The sequence below is a fragment of the Vibrio sp. QJM3NY_35 genome (assembly GCF_057785915.1).
Genome location: NZ_CM173507.1, coordinates 78,434 through 98,361, shown reverse-complemented (window position 1 = coordinate 98,361; position 19,928 = coordinate 78,434). Strand labels below are relative to the sequence as shown.

At 45.0% G+C, this 19,928-nt stretch carries 15 protein-coding genes; 7 read left to right on the top strand and 8 right to left on the bottom strand.

What is annotated here, in order from left to right; genetic code table 11:
• Window positions 1-18: 18 nt before the first annotated feature.
• Window positions 19-1,854 (bottom strand): translational GTPase TypA, encoded by a 1,836-nt coding sequence (gene typA, locus AC3CH3_RS00435; protein ID WP_017059220.1) that lies wholly within the window; start codon window positions 1,852-1,854, stop codon window positions 19-21.
• Window positions 1,855-2,416: 562 nt separating this feature from the next.
• Between typA and glnA the strand changes: the two genes are divergently transcribed.
• The 5 genes from glnA to gepA all read left to right on the top strand — a co-directional run bounded on the left by glnA (window position 2,417) and on the right by gepA (window position 10,064).
• Window positions 2,417-3,826: a glutamate--ammonia ligase gene (gene glnA, locus AC3CH3_RS00430; protein WP_019826498.1), complete on the top strand. Its 1,410-nt coding sequence runs from the start codon at window positions 2,417-2,419 to the stop codon at window positions 3,824-3,826.
• Window positions 3,827-4,052: 226 nt separating this feature from the next.
• Window positions 4,053-4,616: a DUF4124 domain-containing protein gene (locus AC3CH3_RS00425; RefSeq protein WP_488537478.1), complete on the top strand. Its 564-nt coding sequence runs from the start codon at window positions 4,053-4,055 to the stop codon at window positions 4,614-4,616.
• 168 nt (window positions 4,617-4,784) lie between these two features.
• The gene (glnL, locus tag AC3CH3_RS00420; protein ID WP_488537477.1) at window positions 4,785-5,861 is read left to right on the top strand and encodes a nitrogen regulation protein NR(II); all 1,077 of its coding nucleotides are present in this window, start codon (window positions 4,785-4,787) and stop codon (window positions 5,859-5,861) included.
• Between the two features lie 121 nt (window positions 5,862-5,982).
• Window positions 5,983-7,386 carry a nitrogen regulation protein NR(I) gene (gene glnG, locus AC3CH3_RS00415; protein ID WP_488537476.1) on the top strand — a complete coding sequence of 468 codons (1,404 nt, stop codon included), beginning with the start codon at window positions 5,983-5,985 and terminating at the stop codon, window positions 7,384-7,386.
• Window positions 7,387-7,493: 107 nt separating this feature from the next.
• The gene (gene gepA / locus AC3CH3_RS00410) at window positions 7,494-10,064 is read left to right on the top strand and encodes a phosphodiesterase GepA (protein WP_488538144.1); all 2,571 of its coding nucleotides are present in this window, start codon (window positions 7,494-7,496) and stop codon (window positions 10,062-10,064) included.
• Window positions 10,065-10,149: 85 nt separating this feature from the next.
• On the opposite strand, the gene hemN is transcribed toward gepA, so the two are convergent.
• The 5 genes from hemN to AC3CH3_RS00385 form a co-directional block, all read right to left on the bottom strand.
• On the bottom strand, window positions 10,150-11,541 hold the full coding sequence (hemN, locus tag AC3CH3_RS00405) for an oxygen-independent coproporphyrinogen III oxidase (RefSeq protein WP_488537475.1): 1,392 nt from the start codon (window positions 11,539-11,541) through the stop codon (window positions 10,150-10,152).
• Window positions 11,542-11,824: 283 nt separating this feature from the next.
• The gene (locus tag AC3CH3_RS00400; RefSeq protein WP_488537474.1) at window positions 11,825-12,313 is read right to left on the bottom strand and encodes a DUF2489 domain-containing protein; all 489 of its coding nucleotides are present in this window, start codon (window positions 12,311-12,313) and stop codon (window positions 11,825-11,827) included.
• A 6-nt stretch (window positions 12,314-12,319) separates the two neighbouring features.
• A complete protein-coding gene (yihI, locus tag AC3CH3_RS00395) occupies window positions 12,320-12,877 on the bottom strand; it encodes a Der GTPase-activating protein YihI (protein ID WP_488537473.1) in 558 nt (185 codons plus the stop codon).
• Window positions 12,877-13,515: a class I SAM-dependent methyltransferase gene (locus tag AC3CH3_RS00390; RefSeq protein WP_488537472.1), complete on the bottom strand. Its 639-nt coding sequence runs from the start codon at window positions 13,513-13,515 to the stop codon at window positions 12,877-12,879. The genes yihI and AC3CH3_RS00390 overlap by 1 nt, the downstream gene beginning before the upstream one ends.
• Before the next feature lie 557 nt (window positions 13,516-14,072).
• Entirely contained in the window at window positions 14,073-14,690 is a 618-nt protein-coding gene (locus AC3CH3_RS00385; RefSeq protein WP_012602993.1) for a c-type cytochrome, read from the bottom strand.
• A gap of 148 nt (window positions 14,691-14,838) precedes the next feature.
• Between AC3CH3_RS00385 and yihA the strand changes: the two genes are divergently transcribed.
• Together yihA and AC3CH3_RS00375 are read left to right on the top strand one after the other, a co-directional pair.
• Window positions 14,839-15,498 carry a ribosome biogenesis GTP-binding protein YihA/YsxC gene (gene yihA / locus AC3CH3_RS00380; RefSeq protein WP_019826517.1) on the top strand — a complete coding sequence of 220 codons (660 nt, stop codon included), beginning with the start codon at window positions 14,839-14,841 and terminating at the stop codon, window positions 15,496-15,498.
• Window positions 15,499-15,716: 218 nt separating this feature from the next.
• Window positions 15,717-16,316: a GTP-binding protein gene (locus tag AC3CH3_RS00375; RefSeq protein ID WP_488537471.1), complete on the top strand. Its 600-nt coding sequence runs from the start codon at window positions 15,717-15,719 to the stop codon at window positions 16,314-16,316.
• Window positions 16,317-16,582: 266 nt separating this feature from the next.
• Here AC3CH3_RS00375 and spfP read toward each other — a convergent pair whose 3' ends face one another.
• Both spfP and polA read right to left on the bottom strand, forming a co-directional pair.
• Window positions 16,583-16,630 carry a small protein SpfP gene (gene spfP, locus AC3CH3_RS00370; protein ID WP_438356636.1) on the bottom strand — a complete coding sequence of 16 codons (48 nt, stop codon included), beginning with the start codon at window positions 16,628-16,630 and terminating at the stop codon, window positions 16,583-16,585.
• A gap of 193 nt (window positions 16,631-16,823) precedes the next feature.
• The gene (gene polA / locus AC3CH3_RS00365; RefSeq protein ID WP_488537470.1) at window positions 16,824-19,622 is read right to left on the bottom strand and encodes a DNA polymerase I; all 2,799 of its coding nucleotides are present in this window, start codon (window positions 19,620-19,622) and stop codon (window positions 16,824-16,826) included.
• Between the last annotated feature and the right edge of the window lie 306 nt (window positions 19,623-19,928).

Here is a 19,928-nt window from a genome sequence, read left to right as displayed (position 1 = left end):
AAGCTAGTCAGCTGGCAATTAAGCCTTAGCTGGACGTGCTGCACGCTTGCGTTCGTTTTCAGTAAGAAGCTTCTTACGGATACGAATGCTTACAGGCGTTACTTCTACTAGTTCGTCTTCGTCGATGAACTCAAGAGCTTGCTCTAGAGTGTGACGGATAGGTGGCGAAAGAACCTGTGCTTCATCAGTACCAGATGCACGAACGTTCGTTAGCTGCTTACCTTTCAGACAGTTTACTGTTAGGTCGTTTGAACGGTTATGAATACCGATGATTTGACCTTCGTATACTTCGTCTGCGTGCTCAGCAAATAGACGACCACGTTCTTGTAGGTTGAATAGTGCGTAAGTCAGAGCTTTACCAGTTGCGTTCGAGATTAGAACACCGTTGTTACGTTGACCGATTACGCCGCCTTTGTGAGGACCGTAGTGATCAAATGAGTGGTAAAGAAGACCAGAACCAGACGTTAGAGTTAGGAACTCAGTTTGGAAACCGATAAGACCACGAGAAGGCATCATGAAGTCCATGCGAACACGGCCTTTGCCATCTGGAGACATATCAGTTAGCTCACCTTTACGTAGACCGATGTTTTCCATGATGCCACCTTGGTGCTCTTCAAGCACGTCGATAGTCACAGTTTCAAACGGTTCAGTTAGGTTGCCATCTTCGTCTTTCTTGATGATAACTTCTGGACGAGATACAGCTAGCTCGAAGCCTTCACGACGCATGTTTTCGATCAGGATAGATAGGTGAAGCTCACCACGACCTGAAACACGGAAACGATCTGGGTTATCAGTTTCTTCAACACGTAGTGCAACGTTGTGTACTAGTTCTTTCTCTAGACGCTCAAGGATGTTACGAGAAGTAACGAACTTACCTTCTTTACCCGCGAACGGAGAAGTGTTTACTTGGAACGTCATTGTTACTGTTGGTTCATCAACAGAAAGCGGAGTCATTGCTTCAACATTGTTTACGTCACAGATAGTGTCTGAAATTTTCAGCTCACCAAGACCAGTGATTGCAATGATGTCGCCAGCGTTAGCTTGCTCAACTTCGTGACGGTCAAGACCTAGGTAACCAAGAACTGTACCTACTTTACCGTTACGTTTTTTGCCTTCTGCATTTACGATAGTTACTTGTTGGTTTGGTTTAACAGAACCACGAGTAACACGAGCAACACCGATAACACCCACGTAAGAGCTGTAATCAAGTTGCGAAATTTGCATTTGTAGTGGACCGTCAAGGTCAACTGCAGGCGCGTCTACTGTATCAACAACAGCTTGGAACAATGGTTCCATGTTCTCGCCAGTTTCGCCTTCAGTCATTGTTGCCCAACCGTTTAGAGCTGAAGCGTAAACAACTGTGAAGTCTAGTTGCTCATCAGTAGCACCTAGGTTGTCGAAAAGGTCGAATACTTGATCCATAACCCAATCAGGACGAGCGCCTGGGCGGTCAATCTTGTTGATTACAACGATTGGCTTAAGACCGTGTGCGAATGCTTTTTGCGTTACGAAACGAGTTTGAGGCATTGGGCCGTCAACTGCGTCAACGATAAGCAGAACAGAGTCAACCATAGACATGATACGCTCAACTTCACCACCGAAGTCCGCGTGTCCCGGAGTATCTACGATGTTGATACGGTAATCATTCCAGTTGATTGCTGTGTTCTTAGCAAGGATTGTAATGCCACGCTCTTTTTCGATGTCATTCGAATCCATGACACGCTCTTCAGCTTCACCACGAGACTCAAGAGTGCCTGACTGTTGTAGCAGTTTATCAACCAAAGTCGTTTTACCGTGGTCAACGTGCGCGATGATCGCGATATTTCTTAACTTATCAATCTGTGGAGTAGACATGGATTCTCGATTCACTCATAAAAGTAGCCGTCACTTATCTCAAAAGTTTGGATAATAACCGCTAGCTTGATTTAAAAAACGGTCAATAATATACCAGATTCTAGACAAAAACCCAGAAATATGTGATCTGAACCAAGGCTTTTTTCTTTATTAGCGATTCATATCCGCTTAACTTTGATTCAGTACAGTGTTGAGCAGCCAAATTCGTAGGACTCTAAAAAAGTATCACCTGCGAGTGGCGAGCCAAATCTCCCGCAAAATAACAAAAGTGGATTGACAACTTAGGCAATTCATTGCTGAATGGTGCTCGCTTATGTCTCACATTGGTGCACAGACAAACGGTTGCACCAACAAGGTGCATCTAGAGATCATTTTGGTGCAGAAACCAGATTAAGTAAAATCGAAAAACAAGTAAATCATTGAAATTAATGGAATAATTTTTTTGGCACGTTTTTGGCTATAGATAAATCAGCATCGATTAATGCACTTATAGACATTAATCAATGCTAGTTTCAACCGAATCGAGCTAATACCGAATTAATAACACTGGAGGTTATCCAAGATGTCAGTAGAAAATGTACTATCCCTGATCCAAGAGAACGAAGTTAAATTTATCGACTTACGTTTTACTGATACAAAAGGTAAAGAGCAGCATATCTCTATTCCTTCTCACCAAGTTGATGCAGACTTCTTCGAAGAAGGCAAAATGTTTGACGGCTCTTCAGTAGCTGGTTGGAAAGGCATTAACGAATCTGACATGGTAATGATGCCAGACGCAGCATCTGCTGTACTGGACCCATTCACAGAAGACGCAACGCTAAACATCCGTTGTGACATCCTTGAGCCTGCAACAATGCAAGGCTACGACCGTGACCCACGTTCTATCGCTAAACGTTCTGAAGAGTACCTACGTTCTACAGGTATCGCAGACACAGTTCTAGTTGGTCCAGAGCCAGAATTCTTCCTATTTGATGACGTTAAGTTCTCAAACGACATGTCCGGTTCTTTCTTCAAGATTGATGACGTAGAAGCAGCTTGGAACACAGGTTCTGACATCGAAGGCGGTAACAAAGGTCACCGTCCTGGCGTTAAAGGCGGTTACTTCCCAGTAGCTCCAGTAGATTCATCTCAAGACATCCGTTCAGCAATGTGTCTAGTAATGGAAGAGATGGGCCTAGTTGTTGAAGCTCACCACCACGAAGTAGCAACTGCGGGTCAAAACGAAATCGCAACTCGCTTCAACACGCTAACAGCGAAAGCTGATGAAACTCAAATCTACAAGTACGTTGTACACAACGTTGCTCACGCATTTGGTAAAACAGCGACATTCATGCCTAAGCCACTAGTTGGTGATAACGGTTCTGGTATGCACGTTCACCAATCTCTAGCAAAAGACGGCGTTAACCTGTTTGCTGGTGATAAGTACGGCGGCCTATCTGAAATGGCTCTTTACTACATCGGTGGTGTAATCAAGCACGCTCGTGCAATCAACGCGTTTGCTAACCCATCAACTAACTCGTACAAGCGTCTTGTACCTGGTTTCGAAGCACCTGTAATGCTTGCTTACTCAGCACGTAACCGTTCTGCTTCTATCCGTATCCCAGTAGTACCAAGCCCTAAAGCACGTCGTATCGAGCTACGTTTTGGTGACCCAGCAGCTAACCCATACCTATGCTACTCAGCAATGCTTATGGCTGGCCTTGACGGTATCAAGAACAAGATTCACCCAGGCGAAGCTATGGATAAAGATCTATACGACCTTCCTGCAGAAGAAGCAGCTGAAATCCCAACAGTTGCAGAATCTCTACAAGAAGCTCTAGCAGCGCTTAGCGAAGACCGTGAGTTCCTAACAGCTGGCGGCGTATTCTCTGACGATTTCATCGATTCTTACATCACTCTGAAATCTGACGACGTACAACGCGTGAACATGGCTACACACCCACTTGAGTTTGAACTGTACTACTCAGTTTAATCTCCTGTAGAGATAAGCTATTTCTTACTGCAACCTTGTAAGAATCGCTGACTAAATATTAGGCTCGCCTCGCAGGCGGGCCTTTTTTATATTCTCCCGACGCTCCCCTCCTCGTAACATACCTTAGACAAAAGCCCTCAGAGGCTGTCGCGCTAAATTCAAAAAAACCGATAACAAAACCAACGCCAAACGTGAAATCACCTAGCGGTGAAAAGAGGCTAAAGATATGAAAAACATACTGTTCCTGATCGGGTTAACAGTCACGCTCTCGTGCTCTGCTCAAACGGTGTATACCTGGGTAGATGAAGATGGCGTGCTCCACTTTAGTGATAACCCTAACGCTCAAGATGCCGAGGCTCTTCGCCTGCCAGATGTGCAAGCTTCAGCACCCGCCCCTAAATTTGAGGCCTCGACTCCGGTTGACGCCGCTACTTCCTCTACAACTAAAACGCCAGCTAAAACCCAGGCAGAAACCGAAACCACAGAGCGCGAGGTTCCCACTCAATTAGCCCTCACCATGTTGACTCCAGTTCATGATCAAACCATTCGTAGTAATCGCGGCTTAATCCCGATTCAGATAGAGCTCAACCGAAAACTTGGTATCGGGGAGCAATTACAATTGATGCTCGATGGCCGTCGATATGGCGCCCCACAGACCCAACCTATTTGGGAATTAAAAGGTATCGATCGAGGTACTCACACCATTGCAATTCAAGCACATAGAAGCGGCAAGCTTATTGCATCTACTAGTCCAGTCACCGTGTATTTACATCGAGCGACGCTCAAGTAGGCCAATGTGTTAAAAGAGACCAAATAAACTCTACTTTTCACCTAATCGAAGCAGCTTTCAGCAACTCTAATGAATTATCTTTAGCTTCTGGTTGATATGCGCCATACTTGAACTTAGCTACGCACCAATTTGGTGCAGTGAGAAAAACACCAGTTCAAGGACGAAATAGTGAATCGATCAGCCAAAAGCGACAGCATAGATACACATCATCTTTCCAGCGCCATTCTCGACAATATGGTGACTTCGACATTGATGCTCGATGAGCAACTGTATGTCCGATACGCCAATCCGGCGGCTGAGCAGCTCTTTTCACAGAGCGCACGACGCATCGTTGATCATCCACTGAGCCAACTTATCCAACACGCTTCACTTGATTTGGCACTTCTGACTCAACCGCTACAAAGTGGCCAGAGCATTACCGACAGTGACGTTACCTTTGTCGTCGACAACCGCCCGCTGATGCTTGAGGTGACGGTTAGTCCAATTACCTGGCAGCGTGAAACCCTGTTGCTCGTAGAGATGCGCAAGATAGACCAGCAAAGGCGCCTTAGCCAAGAGTTAAACCAACATGCGCAACAACAAGCGGCGAAGCTGTTAGTGCGCGGTTTAGCTCATGAAATAAAGAACCCTTTAGGTGGCTTAAGAGGGGCAGCGCAATTACTTGGAAAGATGCTTCCCGATCAGTCGCTGAATGAATACACCCAGATCATTATTGAGCAAGCCGACCGCTTGCGTGCTCTGGTCGACCGCCTACTTGGCCCACAAAAGCCGGGGACTAAATCAGAAGAGAACCTTCACCAGATACTTGAGAAAGTCAGGCAGCTCGTAGAACTTGAATCGGGCTCAACGCTCGCCATCGAAAGGGATTACGACCCTAGCCTGCCGGACATCTTGATGGATTCGGCACAGGTTGAACAAGCGATGCTCAATATCGTGAGCAACGCAGCGCAGATTCTAAAGACTCAGGATTCTGGAAAAATCACCATTCGCACCAGAACGGTGCATCAAGCAAATATTCACGGGCAGCGACACAAACTCGCGGCTCGTATTGAGATTAGCGATAACGGTCCGGGCATCCCCGATGATTTAAAAGACACCTTGTTTTACCCAATGGTCAGCGGACGAGAAGGTGGAACAGGGCTGGGGCTATCGATTTCTCAAAACCTGATCGATCAACACAATGGGAAAATTGATGTTGAAAGCTGGCCAGGCAACACCACATTCACGATTTATCTACCGATTTAGGTCACAAGAACCTCACTATTGGACAGCGAGATGAAAGGCTTAGCTCGGTAACACAAAGATTAAGACATCATAAAAACAACAATGATTATCACAATAGATTTGGCTGCAAAGGAATTGAATTATGAGTAAGGGATACGTTTGGGTCGTCGATGACGACAGCTCTATCCGCTGGGTAGTAGAGAAAACACTTTCATCTGCGGATATAAAGTGCGAAACATTTGCTGATGCTGAGAGCGTGTTACTTGCGCTTGAACGAGAAACGCCAGACGTTTTGGTGTCTGATATTCGCATGCCCGGCATTGATGGGATTGAGCTGTTACACCAAGTTCACCAGCGCTCTCCCGACCTGCCCGTGATCATTATGACCGCGCACTCAGACCTTGATGCGGCGGTGAATGCTTATCAAAAAGGCGCCTTTGAATATCTACCAAAGCCGTTCGATATTGATGAGACACTGACTCTAGTCGAACGAGCAATCGCACACAGCCAAGAACAGAAGCGCGAGCAAGCCAGTGAAGTTGCTGAAGACGCCAACGCACCAGAAATCATCGGTGAAGCACCGGCAATGCAGGAGGTTTTCCGAGCGATTGGCCGTTTGTCTCGCTCATCCATATCCGTGCTGATCAATGGTGAATCGGGTACCGGTAAAGAATTGGTCGCTCACGCTCTGCATCGTCACAGCCCAAGAGCTAAGAAGCCCTTCATTGCCTTGAACATGGCAGCAATCCCCAAAGATCTGATCGAGTCTGAACTGTTTGGCCACGAAAAAGGTGCCTTTACCGGTGCTAACAGCGTTCGCCAAGGACGCTTTGAGCAAGCCAACGGCGGCACGCTTTTTCTTGATGAAATCGGCGACATGCCACTCGATATTCAGACTCGCTTGCTACGTGTACTTTCTGATGGCCAATTTTATCGTGTGGGTGGACACTCTGCGGTTAAGGTTGACGTTCGTATCGTTGCCGCAACCCACCAAGATCTTGAGCGCTTAGTGCATGAAGGCGACTTCCGTGAAGACCTTTTCCATCGACTTAACGTCATTCGAATTCATATTCCAGCACTACGCGAACGTAAACAGGACATTGAAAAGCTGACTCACCACTTTTTAGCCTCAGCTGCAGAAGAGTTAGGCGTTGAAGTGAAGACACTGCATCCAGAAACGATTCTAAAGCTCAACCAACTGAATTGGCCTGGTAACGTACGTCAGCTTGAGAATATTTGTCGTTGGTTAACGGTGATGGCTAGCGGCAGCGAGATACTGCCTTCCGATCTACCACCGGAATTGTTGGAAGAAAAAGTCGTGACCACTTCAGGTTCAGGGGATAACTGGCAGCAACTGCTCGCGAATTGGGCGAAATGTGCGCTTGATTCAGGAGAAAAAGAGCTGCTCACTTACGCTCTACCAGAGTTTGAACGTATACTGCTCGAGGCTGCACTCAACCATACCAATGGTCATAAACAAGATGCAGCTAAGGTTTTAGGTTGGGGCAGAAACACCCTAACCCGTAAACTCAAAGAACTGTACTGACCTGATATGACTTTCGATGCAGCGACTTTTTAACCCAAAAAAGAGTCGCTTGGTTTGAGTAGTGTCGGTACAATTAAGGTATGCCATTCACTAAAGTTGTAGCGACGATGTCTTTGAAAACAAAAATTACATTAAGAACCGCTGTGGTTCTGCCATTCGTGATGATTTTTCTATTCACTATGAGCGTAATGGTTTTTACTCAAAAGCAAAGCTACAAAGAAATGGTGAGTGATCTTAGTGCGCGACAACTAACATCACTCACAGACAACGTTCATAAAAGTCTTTCTGAGTTTTTAGAAAAACCGTTTCACGCCAACCTCTCGCTGAGCCACAACATCGGTTACCACCACCTTTATCAATCGGGGAACCTCAGCAGAGTTCAAGACTATATTCTTTATAAGTTCTCTACGCATTTTCAGGCCGTTCCTCAACTGGATGTGATCGGCTTTGGCTCTGAAGACGGTAACTACGTTGGCTTTCGTCAAGAAGCCAACAATGGTTATACCTTGATGGTGCAAGATGACCGAACCCAAGATCAACTTGTCATTTATCGCGGCAGCACGATTAGTGAAGACATTCGCTCCGTCATTTCGGGATACGATCCGAGAATTCGTCCTTGGTACACGCCTGTTGTTAATCAAAAAACAGCTTCTTGGTCGCCCATTTACGCCAACGCTGATGAACGCCAAGAGATCACGCTTTCAGCCCTAGCACCTATCTATGACGACAACGAATTTAAAGCCGTGATTGTCAGTGACATCAAGATCAACACTTTCAACGCCTTCTTAAGAAACCTAAAAGCCGAAACCGATGCCTCTGTCTATATTATTGACCAACAGCAGCGCTTGGTGGCGCACTCTGGTGGGGGCAGCGTTGTCTCTTGGGGAACCGGTAAAACTCATAAAGGTCAGCGCTTATTAGCAACAGAAAGTGCTAACTCCATCATAAAAGAGAGCGCCAGTTACGTTGACCAATTTCATTTGATTGAAAATATGGGCGTGCAACGTTTCAAATTTACTCTTGATGGTGAACAATACTTCAATCAGATCACGCCTTATCAAGATGATCACGGCATCAATTGGTTTATTGGTATGTCGATCCCTGAAACCAACCTGCTTGGTGATTTACCTAAAAACCAAAGAAATAGCTGGCTACTTGGACTGCTTCTCAGCTGTATCGGTATTATCGCAGGATTGATCGCCTTTAATCGAGTTACCCAACCCATCACCTCCACAGCAGATGCCGCCAAACGTCTCGCGAACGGCGACTGGGACAGCGGCATGCCAAAATCTGGCAATAACATCTACGAAACCAGCCTGTTGGTAGAAGCCTTTAATGAGATGGCCAACAATTTAAAAGCTTCATTCCAGCAATTACAAGCTCAGCTTACCTATGACTCGCTAACCAAACTATACAGCCGTGAAGGCTTTATTGAGGCCGCTAAGACAAATGGCGATATCGAAAAAGGCACTCTGTATTTAGTGGGTATTGATCGCTTTCGCGACATTAATGACAGCTTAGGTCATTACAATGGTGACCAACTGCTTATCATCGCGGCAGCACGCCTAAGAGGCACACTGCCTAGTGAATACCTATTAGCCCGCACTGGTGGCGACGAATTTGCAATCTATGCCCCTAATGTCACCCAAGATGACGATATTCAATTACTGACCAACCGCTTACTTCAAACCTTTGCGTCTCCATTTGCTATGGAGTCAGAAAATGTTGTCATTAATGTTTCAATTGGAGTCGTAGGAGTCTCTAACGAGCAAGATATTACGCTGTGGCTACGCAATAGCAGCATTGCACTCAGCAACGCAAAGCAAGATAAGACTCGTGTCAGCGTATACAGCCCCGAGATGGGCAAAGCTTCTAGGCACCGAACTAAAATGCTCGCTCGTATGAACAAAGCCATCGAACTGCAACAGTTCGAGCCTTTTTATCAGCCAATTATTGACCTTGAATCTGGCTCAACAATTGGTGCGGAGGCCTTAGCACGCTGGATAACAGACGATGGTATCGTCGCCTCACCATTAGATTTCATCCCACTTGCAGAAGAGACTGGGCTTATTTACGACATCGGCCAGCAAATCCTGCACAAATCTTGTCGGGATACCGCCATCGCGATCGCGTCAGGAAAATGGGGTAAAGACTTTACAATTCACGTTAACCTCTCCGTCGACCAGTTGAGTGAAAGTAGCTTTGTTGATCGAGTCCAATCCATACTGAGTGAGACAAAGCTATCGGCTAACAATCTTACGTTAGAGATCACCGAATCGCGCATCGTAGATAATGACCCCATGATCATCGACAACATGCTGACTTTAAAAGCACTGGGTGTTTCCATTGCGATTGATGATTTTGGCACAGGATATTCATCGTTAGCGTACTTACATAAGCTGCCATTTGACTGCCTTAAAATCGATCGCAGCTTTGTTAGCAAGTTGGATAAGGAGAGCCTAGACAGCTCTATCGTTGCAGCAATCGTTAATATCACCAAGGGCTTCAAGGTAAGCATAGTCGCAGAAGGTGTAGAAACTCAGCAACAAGCGGATCTACTCAAACAGCTGAAATGCCCGCAGGCGCAGGGGTTCTTATACAGTCGCCCGGTTCCTTTTGAGCAATGGCCAACCGACCTCTGCAACGTAAGACAAAGCAGTAAAGAAAGCATGATGTAAAGTAGATAGAGAATTGACTTACAGACAGACAAAAAAATGCCAGCATGATGCTGGCATTTTTTATGTTTGTTTCTCGAACGTGTAATTAAATCACACGAGAGAATTGCTGCTGGCGAGCCTTTGCACGTAGGTATTTATCAAAACACATGCAGATGTTACGGATCAGCAAACGGCCACGCAAAGTCACGCGGATTTCTTTGTCATCCACTTCAACCAACTCATCATTGATGAAGGTTTGCAGTAGCCCTAAGTCTTCTTTGAAGTAACCATTAAAGTCTACAGAAAACTCAGACTCGATCATGGTTTTATCAAGCTTAAAGTTACAGATAAGCTGTTTAATGACCTCACGACGCACTAGGTCATCACTGTCTAATACCACACCTTTCCAAAGTGCATGACGCAGGTCATTCACCTGAGCGTAATACTTCTTCAGCTCTTTTTGGTTTTGAGCGTAAGCATCACCGACCATAGAGATAGCAGAGACACCGAAACCAATTAAGTCAGCTTCACCTTGGGTCGTGTAGCCTTGGAAGTTACGATGCAGAATGCCTTCACGCTGTGCAACCGCTAGCTCGTCTTCAGGTAGTGCAAAGTGATCCATTCCGATGAACTGGTAACCCGCTCCCGTTAGCGTCTCGATGGTATCTTGCAAGATAGCCATTTTCTCTTTCGCTTCAGGTAGATCTTCGTCTTTAATCTTACGCTGCGCCGCAAACAGCTGAGGCATGTGTGCGTAGTTAAATACCGATAAACGACCTGGTTTCATCTCTAGCACTTGCTTCAATGTTTCAGCGAACAAAGCTTGAGTCTGCTTTGGTAGGCCGTAGATCAAATCAAGGTTGGTTGAACGGAAGCCTAGCTCTTTCGCACGCTGAACCATCGCAATGATGAACTCTTCATCTTGCTCACGGTTAACCAGCTTCTGTACTTCTTTATTGAAGTCTTGAACACCAATACTCAGGCGGTTAAAGCCTTCGCTACGTAGGTGGTCGAGTACGTCTAACTCAATCTCACGCGGGTCAACCTCGATACTAATCTCAGCATCAGCCGTGAAGTTAAACTCATCACGCAGAATCATCATCAAACGAGTGATTTGTACTTTTGTTAGGAATGTCGGGGTACCGCCACCGAAGTGCAATTGCGTCACTTCGCGACCATTCAGCAAAGAAGCGCGTTGACGAATTTCGTGTTCAATCACATCTAGGTACTCATCCGCTTTGTGCGAATGACGGGTAATGACCTTGTTACAGCCGCAGTAGTAACAAAGCTTGTGACAGAACGGAATATGCACGTAAAGAGAGAGTGGACGCTCAGGGTATTGCGTACACGCCATGTCGTAATCAGCGACGGTAAACGCTTCATGAAACTCCAACGCAGTTGGGTATGAAGTGTAACGAGGTCCCGAATAGTTGTACTTGTTTAAGATTTCTTGATCCCAAACGATTTGCTGATTCGTTGTTACTGGCTTGCTCGACATAGCGGTAATTCCAATTTAGATCCGCGAGAACCTAAGGTCTCTCAAATCATTTTACATACATTAAAATATAGACGGGTTATTTTGCCACACGACCTATAAGGTCGTTTCAAGACAAAATCAATTTTTTAGACAAAAACTCAGAACTGCTAGCTTGATCACTAACAAAGCGTCGGGATTAACGAGACGCAAAAGGTAAGAAGGCTCATTTAACACTATCTCTAAAGATAAGGTGTCTCAAGAACACCCTGTATTAAACAAGCCTCTAGTTTAAAAGTCTTAGCGACTAGATCATCTGAATGTTGATTTGGTTGTTGAGAGGTTTAACCTTCTCTTGCAACCTTTTCAAATCTTCGATGACGGCATCATTCAAGCGAGTCTCTGCCTTGTGGCGTGTGAGATTCTGCTGCATGCGCTCTTTCTTGGTCAGTGCCTGTCTTGCCTCTCCGCGAGCCATGTCTTTTACGATATGGTACAGCTCAGAAAGAGCAGGATATTCAGAATCAAAATCGACACGCTCATCACCCTGAACATTATCCATAATGATACACACTCGGATACTGATCTCAGGTAAATCACACTGCCCTTGAATACCCGCTAGACACAAAGTATTCACGTTCTCGTAAATCTTTGCGTTACGTTTTTCAATGGCAAGTGCTTGATGCTGCTTTTGCAACTCCGTCTGCTTCTTCACTTGAAGTAGAAGGTAACCTGCATAAGAGCCCAAGCCGAGAATGATTATTCCGCCAGCAATTGCTAATAAGGTTACATTCATTGGCTCTTAACCTTTAAAGCTGTCTAAATCGAAGTCTTCGAATTGAGATAACAAGTCTTCATCAGAGCTTGCTTTCTTCTTAGAAACAACAGGTGCTTCTTCGAAAATCTCTTCTTCATCGTCTTCTGGCTCTAGCAGACCCAAGCGGCCCATTAGGTGTTCGATACGATCAAGTTTCTCATCAACGAACTTCTGTAGACCTGCACCTAGGTTTTCACCATTTTCGATACGATCTAATAGTGTATTCAGTTGAGCATCATTCTCAAGCATCTCTAACTCTTGTTCGTTAGATAGCTTGCGCTCTTGTTTCGTCGGCTTCTTCGCTGGTTCAACGATCAGCGGAATTTTTTTCTTGCTGCCTAAACGAGGGTCACGAGCTTGTGCAGCTTTACGCTGTTTTGCTTCGCTACCATCTGAGTGACGGCTGCCAGACTTAAGGCCTTTACGCTTTTTAACACGCTTACGTTCACGACCTTCAACATCAGATTCACTACGGTTACGAGTAACCATAGGCTCCGGAGCGCCAAGTGCTCCCGGCTTTCTTGATTTCTTACTACGACCCATTACTGCACTTTCCTCAGTAAAATTACATCATTTCCAAAAAATTCTAGTTCGAGCTTATCCCGCTCTGCCAAAAACTGGAATGTTTGACGACTAAAGAAGACGACATGTGTCGGGTCATTCTTGTAGTGCCAACCAGCAAACGCGTCTACGTCTATTACTAGTTTAGTCATAAGACCAATCCAGCCCTTGGGTTTAACTAAATTCAACCATTGCAGCCACACTTTGTCTGGGTGATAAAGATGCTCTATCACCTCCGTGGCAGTCATAAAGTCATACGTTTTTTCCAACACAGAGGGTTCTGGGTGGTAATAGATATCGTACAACTCCATGGTGTGTCCGGCTTCTTCTAACATAATAGATAGCGTAGGGCCTGGGCCACAACCAAAATCCAACCCTTGTGAGTTAGATGAAATTTTGTCTGTTAGTGGATCCGCGATGCGAGATAAAAAGCGGCGATAGCCTGCATCACTAGGATCGTTCTCATGGAGATCATAGTGTGCTTTTTCTTCTTTTGCTTCTAACCTTTGTTCAGGTTTAACAAATACCAGTTCACATTGCTGACACTGCAGATAGGCTCTGCGTTTGTCTTCAAAATAGTGATTCACGCCTTGGTGATGGCATAAGGGACAAGTATACATAGCACATCCTTAAACAGGGATGCGAAACATACCAGAAACTGAGTTTATAGTGGAGAGGTATTGGGTGTTTTTTCATCAAATCAATAAAAAAAGCGATAGGAAAACCTATCGCTCTCTAAATCTGCCTATATCGGCCAAAATTTGCATACTCAACTTGGTACACAAATCTCCATTTGTTATTGGTGCTTTCCATGCCAAATTTGTTTGTTGTTCATCGTCCTGATGAGTTTTGGCTATCCTTTTCTAACACCTTGTTGCTGGGCTGTCCTAGCCTGATCCGTTTCTGTCTATACCGTTAGACTAGATGATCATCCATACCTAAGTCAGCTCCTAGCTGATGGCGATTACTTTACCGTGTTACAAAAAGACTACAATAGTGCGACTTCACACTTTTGTACACAAATCGATCACACATTGATAAATCAGACATAAATACAAAATGCATTAATAAAACCAATACAAAAGAAAACGCCCCGACCATGACTGATCGGGGCGTCTCTTCAATCTCGCTCGAACGTACATTCCTTTACTCTGGCTAAGAGCAAGAAACCGACAAATTAGTGTAAACCACCAACGTACTTCGATAAGGTATCAATATCAGCGTCTGTTAACTTTTTAGCTACATCACGCATCATCGCATTCATGTCGTTATTACGGTCACCATCGCGGAATTTTTCAAGTTGAGCCTTGATGTAATCTGCGTGCTGACCTGAAATCTTAGGGAAACCAGAAAGTTCGGTACCATTACCACGTGGGCCATGACAAGCAATACACGCCGTTACGCCGCGTTCTGCGTTACCAGCAGTGTAAAGAACCTTACCTTCATCTACTACATTTTCAGGAGTAGAGTTACTAGAGATAGGTAGAGAGGCGTAGTATGCCGCTAGGTCAGCCATATCTTCTTCAGATAAAGGCATCGCCATTGCACCCATTACAGGTTCGTAACGACCTTGCTTACCACCACTTGTCATACCTAGCTTAAGCTCTTTTAACTGCTTCTCTAGATACTTCTCATGTTGACCGGCCAGCTTAGGGTACTGAGTGATCAAACTGTTGCCGTCAGCACCGTGGCAGGCAACACATGTTTGTGATTTGGCTTTACCAGCTTCAATACTACCTTGAGCCCATACTGAGCAGCTGGCTAAAAGACTCAAAATTAGCGCTAATTTCTTCATGACATTCCATTATAATTATCAAGCTTCCAGTACCACTCTATGTTGCCACTCATGGTACAATAGGCGACCTTATGCCGAGCACGGTTATTTTACACAAATTCACAAAAAAGTAATCAATCGACTACACAAAGTCGAGATGGAGTTAACAGTGAGCGTAAAAATTCATTATCAAAACACGCATTTCATTACCAGTGCACCTGATATTCGTCATTTACCAGAAGACGAAGGGATCGAAATTGCGTTTGCAGGACGCTCCAATGCTGGTAAATCTAGCGCGCTAAATCGCGTTACAAACCAAAAAAGCTTGGCGAAAACCAGTAAAACACCCGGTCGAACTCAGCTAATCAACCTATTTAAGGTAACGGACGGTTGTCATATCGTCGATTTACCTGGATATGGCTTTGCTCAAGTACCACTTGAGATGAAGAAAAAATGGCAGAAGTCGCTAGGTGAATACCTACAACGACGTGAAAGCCTGAAAGGTTTAGTGGTATTGATGGATATCCGTCACCCAATGAAAGACCTTGACCAACAAATGATCTACTGGGCTATCGATAGCCGTATCCCAGTGCAGGTTTTGTTAACAAAAGCAGACAAACTGAAAAGTGGTGCGCGTAAAGCACAGCTACTGAAAATCCGTAACGATGCAAAATCTTTCGGTGGTGATGTTGCGGTTGATGTCTTCTCTTCTATGAAGGGCATCGGCGTTGACCAACTGCGTGCCAAGATGGATGAGTGGTTTGCTCCAGCGTTTGCTGATCAAATCCTTGATGAGTTAGCGGACGAAGAGCATAACGACTCAGAGTAATTCCTCTACTTATCGCTATAGGTTAGAGCACTTACAACAGGTGATTTAGCCTTATCAATGCCCCTCCTTATATAGGTGGGGTATTTTTTTGCCCAAAAATTAGTGAGTTAAGCCTAAGTTTTTAGTGTTAAAGATCGGATTTAGCCACTAAAACCAATAGAAGTGAACCATACTAAAAGACACATCTAAATAATCAGAACAATGAGAAAGGAATACTCATGTGGAAAACACCATTGGCCATCATTGCACTTATGTTGGTCTCACTGACAGGGTTTGCCTCTGAAGCAGAACAAGAACAAGCCCCACTGATCAATGTCGATATGACATTAGACCTAGATGGCATGGAAAAGTACGCCCAAGATGCGAGTGAGTCTCTTGAGGTGATATCGCAATCTTTGCAGGCGATAGTCAACAACCCCAATCTAAGCGACGACCAGCAACAAGCCCTCAATCAAACCATTGAAAGCATCAATAAGCTTGCGAGCTCCACCAAGACATCCCTCAATCAACTGCCACAGGCCTTAGACCAATCTCGACTCGCCTTTAAACAAACCAGCCAAGTGCTGTTGGATGACATTCAGACCAAGATCATCATTGCGCTGGCGGCCGTTATCGGTGTGATTATTATCGCTTTGACCGCTATCTATCTGCTTATCCTGAAACCCATGCAGCAAACCTTGGTAAAAGCGACCAACAATATCTCTTCGATGGCGCAATCCATCCAGATCACCGCCGAAGCACTGAAATATAGCACCGAGAAACAACAGAAAATCATGGATTACATTGAGCATTCACCGACTCAATACACTGATAAATAAGGCGTGAGTCATCAATCCTTTATCGATAACTTGTAAAATAAAAGTTATTTCAAGTGATAAAACAATCGACTTAGAGACGGATTTAAATTACCAAACGCTGATCGAATTCCAGATCTAAGGCAAATCAGGGGTTTATCACTGTGCTTGAGAAAGTGTAATAAAAGGCGCTAAAAATGAGAGGTTTTACGGGGGAATGGTAGGTTGGAAATATTTTTCTTTCGCACAAGAAAAAACGCCCCAGTCAAATACTGACTGGGGCGGCTGAATCAGCCTAATCCAATAACGTGAAACAAAAGGTCTGAAAGATAGAACATCTTACCTCTGTACCCTACGAGATTTAATGTACAACAATTGCTCAGAAATGAAAACAACTTTTGTAGTTTTTTTTCATGAATGTTCTATTAAAACACCTAAATTCTTATTGCGACTTAACTTTATTTGAGACAAAAAAAAGCCAGTGTTTGTGCACTGGCTCATACTAATTTGCTTATTAAGGTCAAAAACTGATTAGTGGGCTTGATCCCAGTTGTCACCGTGGCCAGCTTCCGCGACAAGCGGCACTTCTAGTTCTGCAGCGGATTCCATCAATTCTTGTACTTTACTTTCAATTTCGGCTAAAGATGACTCTTCCACTTCAAACACCAATTCATCGTGTACCTGCATAAGCAGTTTCACACGACCATCGCCTTCCGCTTGAATCCACTCATCCACCAACAACATCGCTTTCTTAATGATGTCAGCCGCTGTGCCTTGCATTGGCGCGTTGATCGCCGCGCGTTCAGCAGCCTTACGACGCATGCCATTACGAGATTGAATCTCAGGAAGGTGCAGACGACGACCGTAAATGGTTTCAACGAAGCCTTGCTCTGAAGCTGCACTGCGCGTGTCTTCCATATACTGCATTACGCCAGGGTAACGCTCGAAGTAAGTATCCATGTAGTGTTGTGCTTCACCACGAGGAATACCCAGTTGCTTAGCCAAGCCAAAGGCACTCATACCGTAGATAAGACCGAAGTTAACGGCTTTAGCACGACGACGTTGTTCAGTGGTCACACTCTCAATATCAACACCAATGATCTCAGCCGCCGTTGCCGCGTGGATATCTTTGCCTTGTTGGAATGCTTCCAGAAGCGCTTTATCACCCGAAAGGTGCGCCATGATACGCAATTCAATTTGAGAGTAATCGACCGCTAGAATCTTCCAGCCATGTTGTGCAACAAATGCTTGGCGGATACGACGGCCTTCTTCATTACGAATTGGGATGTTCTGTAGGTTTGGATCTGTTGAAGACAAACGACCGGTTGCTGTCACCGCTTGGTGATAAGACGTATGAACACGACCCGTTTCAGCGTTGATCATCTTCGGTAGTTTATCTGTGTAGGTCGACTTTAGTTTCGCAAGGCCACGATACTCAATGATCAGCTTAGGTAGCGGGTAATCAAGAGCCAACTCTTGCAGCACTTCTTCATTGGTTGAAGGCGCACCTGATGGCGTTTTCTTGATAACTGGCAGACCCATTTTCTCAAACAGGATCGCTTGCAGCTGTTTTGGCGAGTTCATGTTGAACTCTTGCTCTGCAATCTCGTAAGCTTTCTGCTCTAACTCATCCAGACGAACCGCAATCTCTTGCGATTGAGCGCCTAGCAGCATGTCATCGATGAATACGCCAGTACGTTCAATGCGAGACATTACAGGGATCAGTGGTACTTCGATTTCTTCATAGATGGCTTTTAGCTTTTCATCTTGTTCAATGTTTTCCATCAAACGGTTATGAAGACGTAGTGTCACGTCAGCATCTTCTGCTGCGTATGGAGACGCTTCACCCAGCTCAATCTGGTTGAAAGTAAGCTGTTTCTTACCTTTACCTGCGATTTGCTCAAATGAGATGCAGCTGTGCTGAAGGAAACGCAGCGCTAGGCTGTCCATATCATGCTTGCCACCTACGCTATTGAAAACGTAAGACGCCAACATGGTGTCGTGTTTGATGCCTTTCATCTCGATACCGTAGCGCGCTAGCACACTCATATCGTACTTCAGGTTCTGACCTACTTTCGCTTGTGCATCATCTTCAAGAATCGGCTTAAGCTGTTCAAGTACCCAATCACGATCCAACTGCTGCGGTGCATCTAGGTAATCATGAGCAACCGGCACGTAAGCGGCAACGCCTTCTTCAGTCGCGAATGACAGGCCAACGAGGTTCGCCACCATGTAATCTAGGTTGTCTGTCTCAGTATCGAAAGCAAACACTTCAGCCGCTTTCAGTTTCTCTAGCCAAACATTGAATGACGCTTCATCGAGGATAGTTTCGTAGTTGCTGCGATCAATCGTCACGGCAGAGGTGTTCATTTCTACGGTAGAAGTGGTTGATGCCGTATTGCTACGCACTGCGCCCGACTTTTCATCCGCCTCAACCACACCATTGCCACCTTCAAGTAGCTCGTTCAACCAAGACTTGAAGACCAGTTGACCGTATAGTTTAATCAGCTCATCCGTGTTTGGTTGTGCTTTTACAAGCGACTCCGGTGTCTCTTCTAACTCGACGTCCAGTTTAATCGTTGCAAGCTCGTAAGACATCTCAGCGTTGTCTTTATTATCAATCAGCTTCTTAGCCATGGTTTTTGAACCACGGAAGCCAAGAGCGGCAATATCATCCAGGTTTTGATACAGCTTTTCGATGCTACCAATGCCTTGCAGCAGAGCAGTCGCTGTCTTGTCACCGACACCCGGAACACCTGGGATGTTATCGACTTTATCGCCCATCAGCGCAAGGTAGTCGATAATCAACTCTGGCGGAATGCCAAATTTCTCAATCACGCCTTCACGATCCATTACCACGTTGGTCATGGTGTTGATCAGAGTAACGTTGTCATCGACAAGCTGGGCCATATCTTTATCGCCAGTACTAATAAGCACAGGCATACCCATCGCAGAAGCTTGAGAAGCAAGCGTACCGATCACGTCATCCGCTTCAACGCCGGGAATAGAGATAAGTGGCAAACCCATTGCACGAATCACATTGTGCAAAGGCTCAATCTGGCAACGAAGATCATCAGGCATAGGTGGACGATTTGCCTTGTACTCTGGGTACATGTCATCACGGAACGTCTTTCCTTTCGCATCAAAAATTACCGCAATACGATCAGAAGCAAATTGACGCATCATGCTGCGCAGCATGTTAACTACACCGTAAACAGCGTTAGTTGGGATATCACCATTGCTCATTGTGCCAGGGTAAGCATGGAACGCGCGATATAGGTAAGAAGAGCCATCGATCAGAATCAATGGATTATCAGGAATACGAGCCATAATGTTTGTGTATCCAGTAAGTACAGAAATTATCTGTTAAGAATGCCACGTCTGTTGGTTGGATTCCACGTTGTCGATCTGTATCCGTTCACTCGGTTGTGTTCGTTATAATCGATTTGTTGTTATTTTTTGTTCTTAGACGCAAGCGTTCTGTGGATAACTCTGTTTATATTATTTATCCACCCTGTAGAGAACTAAGGTGAACAACTCAGAAAACACCAATAAATAATTGAAAATAAAGAATAATTTTACAGATCGAACAGATGATCAACGATCTTTTCTCGATCTTGCGTTGTGGAAAAGAAT

Bases quoted from the DNA above. Each gene is read 5' to 3' on its own strand.
- typA (WP_017059220.1), bottom strand. From the start codon at position 1,854: ATGTCTACTCCACAGATTGATAAGTTAAGAAATATCGCGATCATCGCG.
- glnA (WP_019826498.1), top strand. From the start codon at position 2,417: ATGTCAGTAGAAAATGTACTATCCCTGATCCAAGAGAACGAAGTTAAA.
- AC3CH3_RS00425 (WP_488537478.1), top strand. From the start codon at position 4,053: ATGAAAAACATACTGTTCCTGATCGGGTTAACAGTCACGCTCTCGTGC.
- glnG (WP_488537476.1), top strand. From the start codon at position 5,983: ATGAGTAAGGGATACGTTTGGGTCGTCGATGACGACAGCTCTATCCGC.
- gepA (WP_488538144.1), top strand. From the start codon at position 7,494: ATGTCTTTGAAAACAAAAATTACATTAAGAACCGCTGTGGTTCTGCCA.
- hemN (WP_488537475.1), bottom strand. From the start codon at position 11,541: ATGTCGAGCAAGCCAGTAACAACGAATCAGCAAATCGTTTGGGATCAA.
- AC3CH3_RS00400 (WP_488537474.1), bottom strand. From the start codon at position 12,313: ATGAATGTAACCTTATTAGCAATTGCTGGCGGAATAATCATTCTCGGC.
- yihI (WP_488537473.1), bottom strand. From the start codon at position 12,877: ATGGGTCGTAGTAAGAAATCAAGAAAGCCGGGAGCACTTGGCGCTCCG.
- AC3CH3_RS00390 (WP_488537472.1), bottom strand. From the start codon at position 13,515: ATGTATACTTGTCCCTTATGCCATCACCAAGGCGTGAATCACTATTTT.
- AC3CH3_RS00385 (WP_012602993.1), bottom strand. From the start codon at position 14,690: ATGAAGAAATTAGCGCTAATTTTGAGTCTTTTAGCCAGCTGCTCAGTA.
- AC3CH3_RS00375 (WP_488537471.1), top strand. From the start codon at position 15,717: ATGTGGAAAACACCATTGGCCATCATTGCACTTATGTTGGTCTCACTG.
- polA (WP_488537470.1), bottom strand. From the start codon at position 19,622: ATGGCTCGTATTCCTGATAATCCATTGATTCTGATCGATGGCTCTTCT.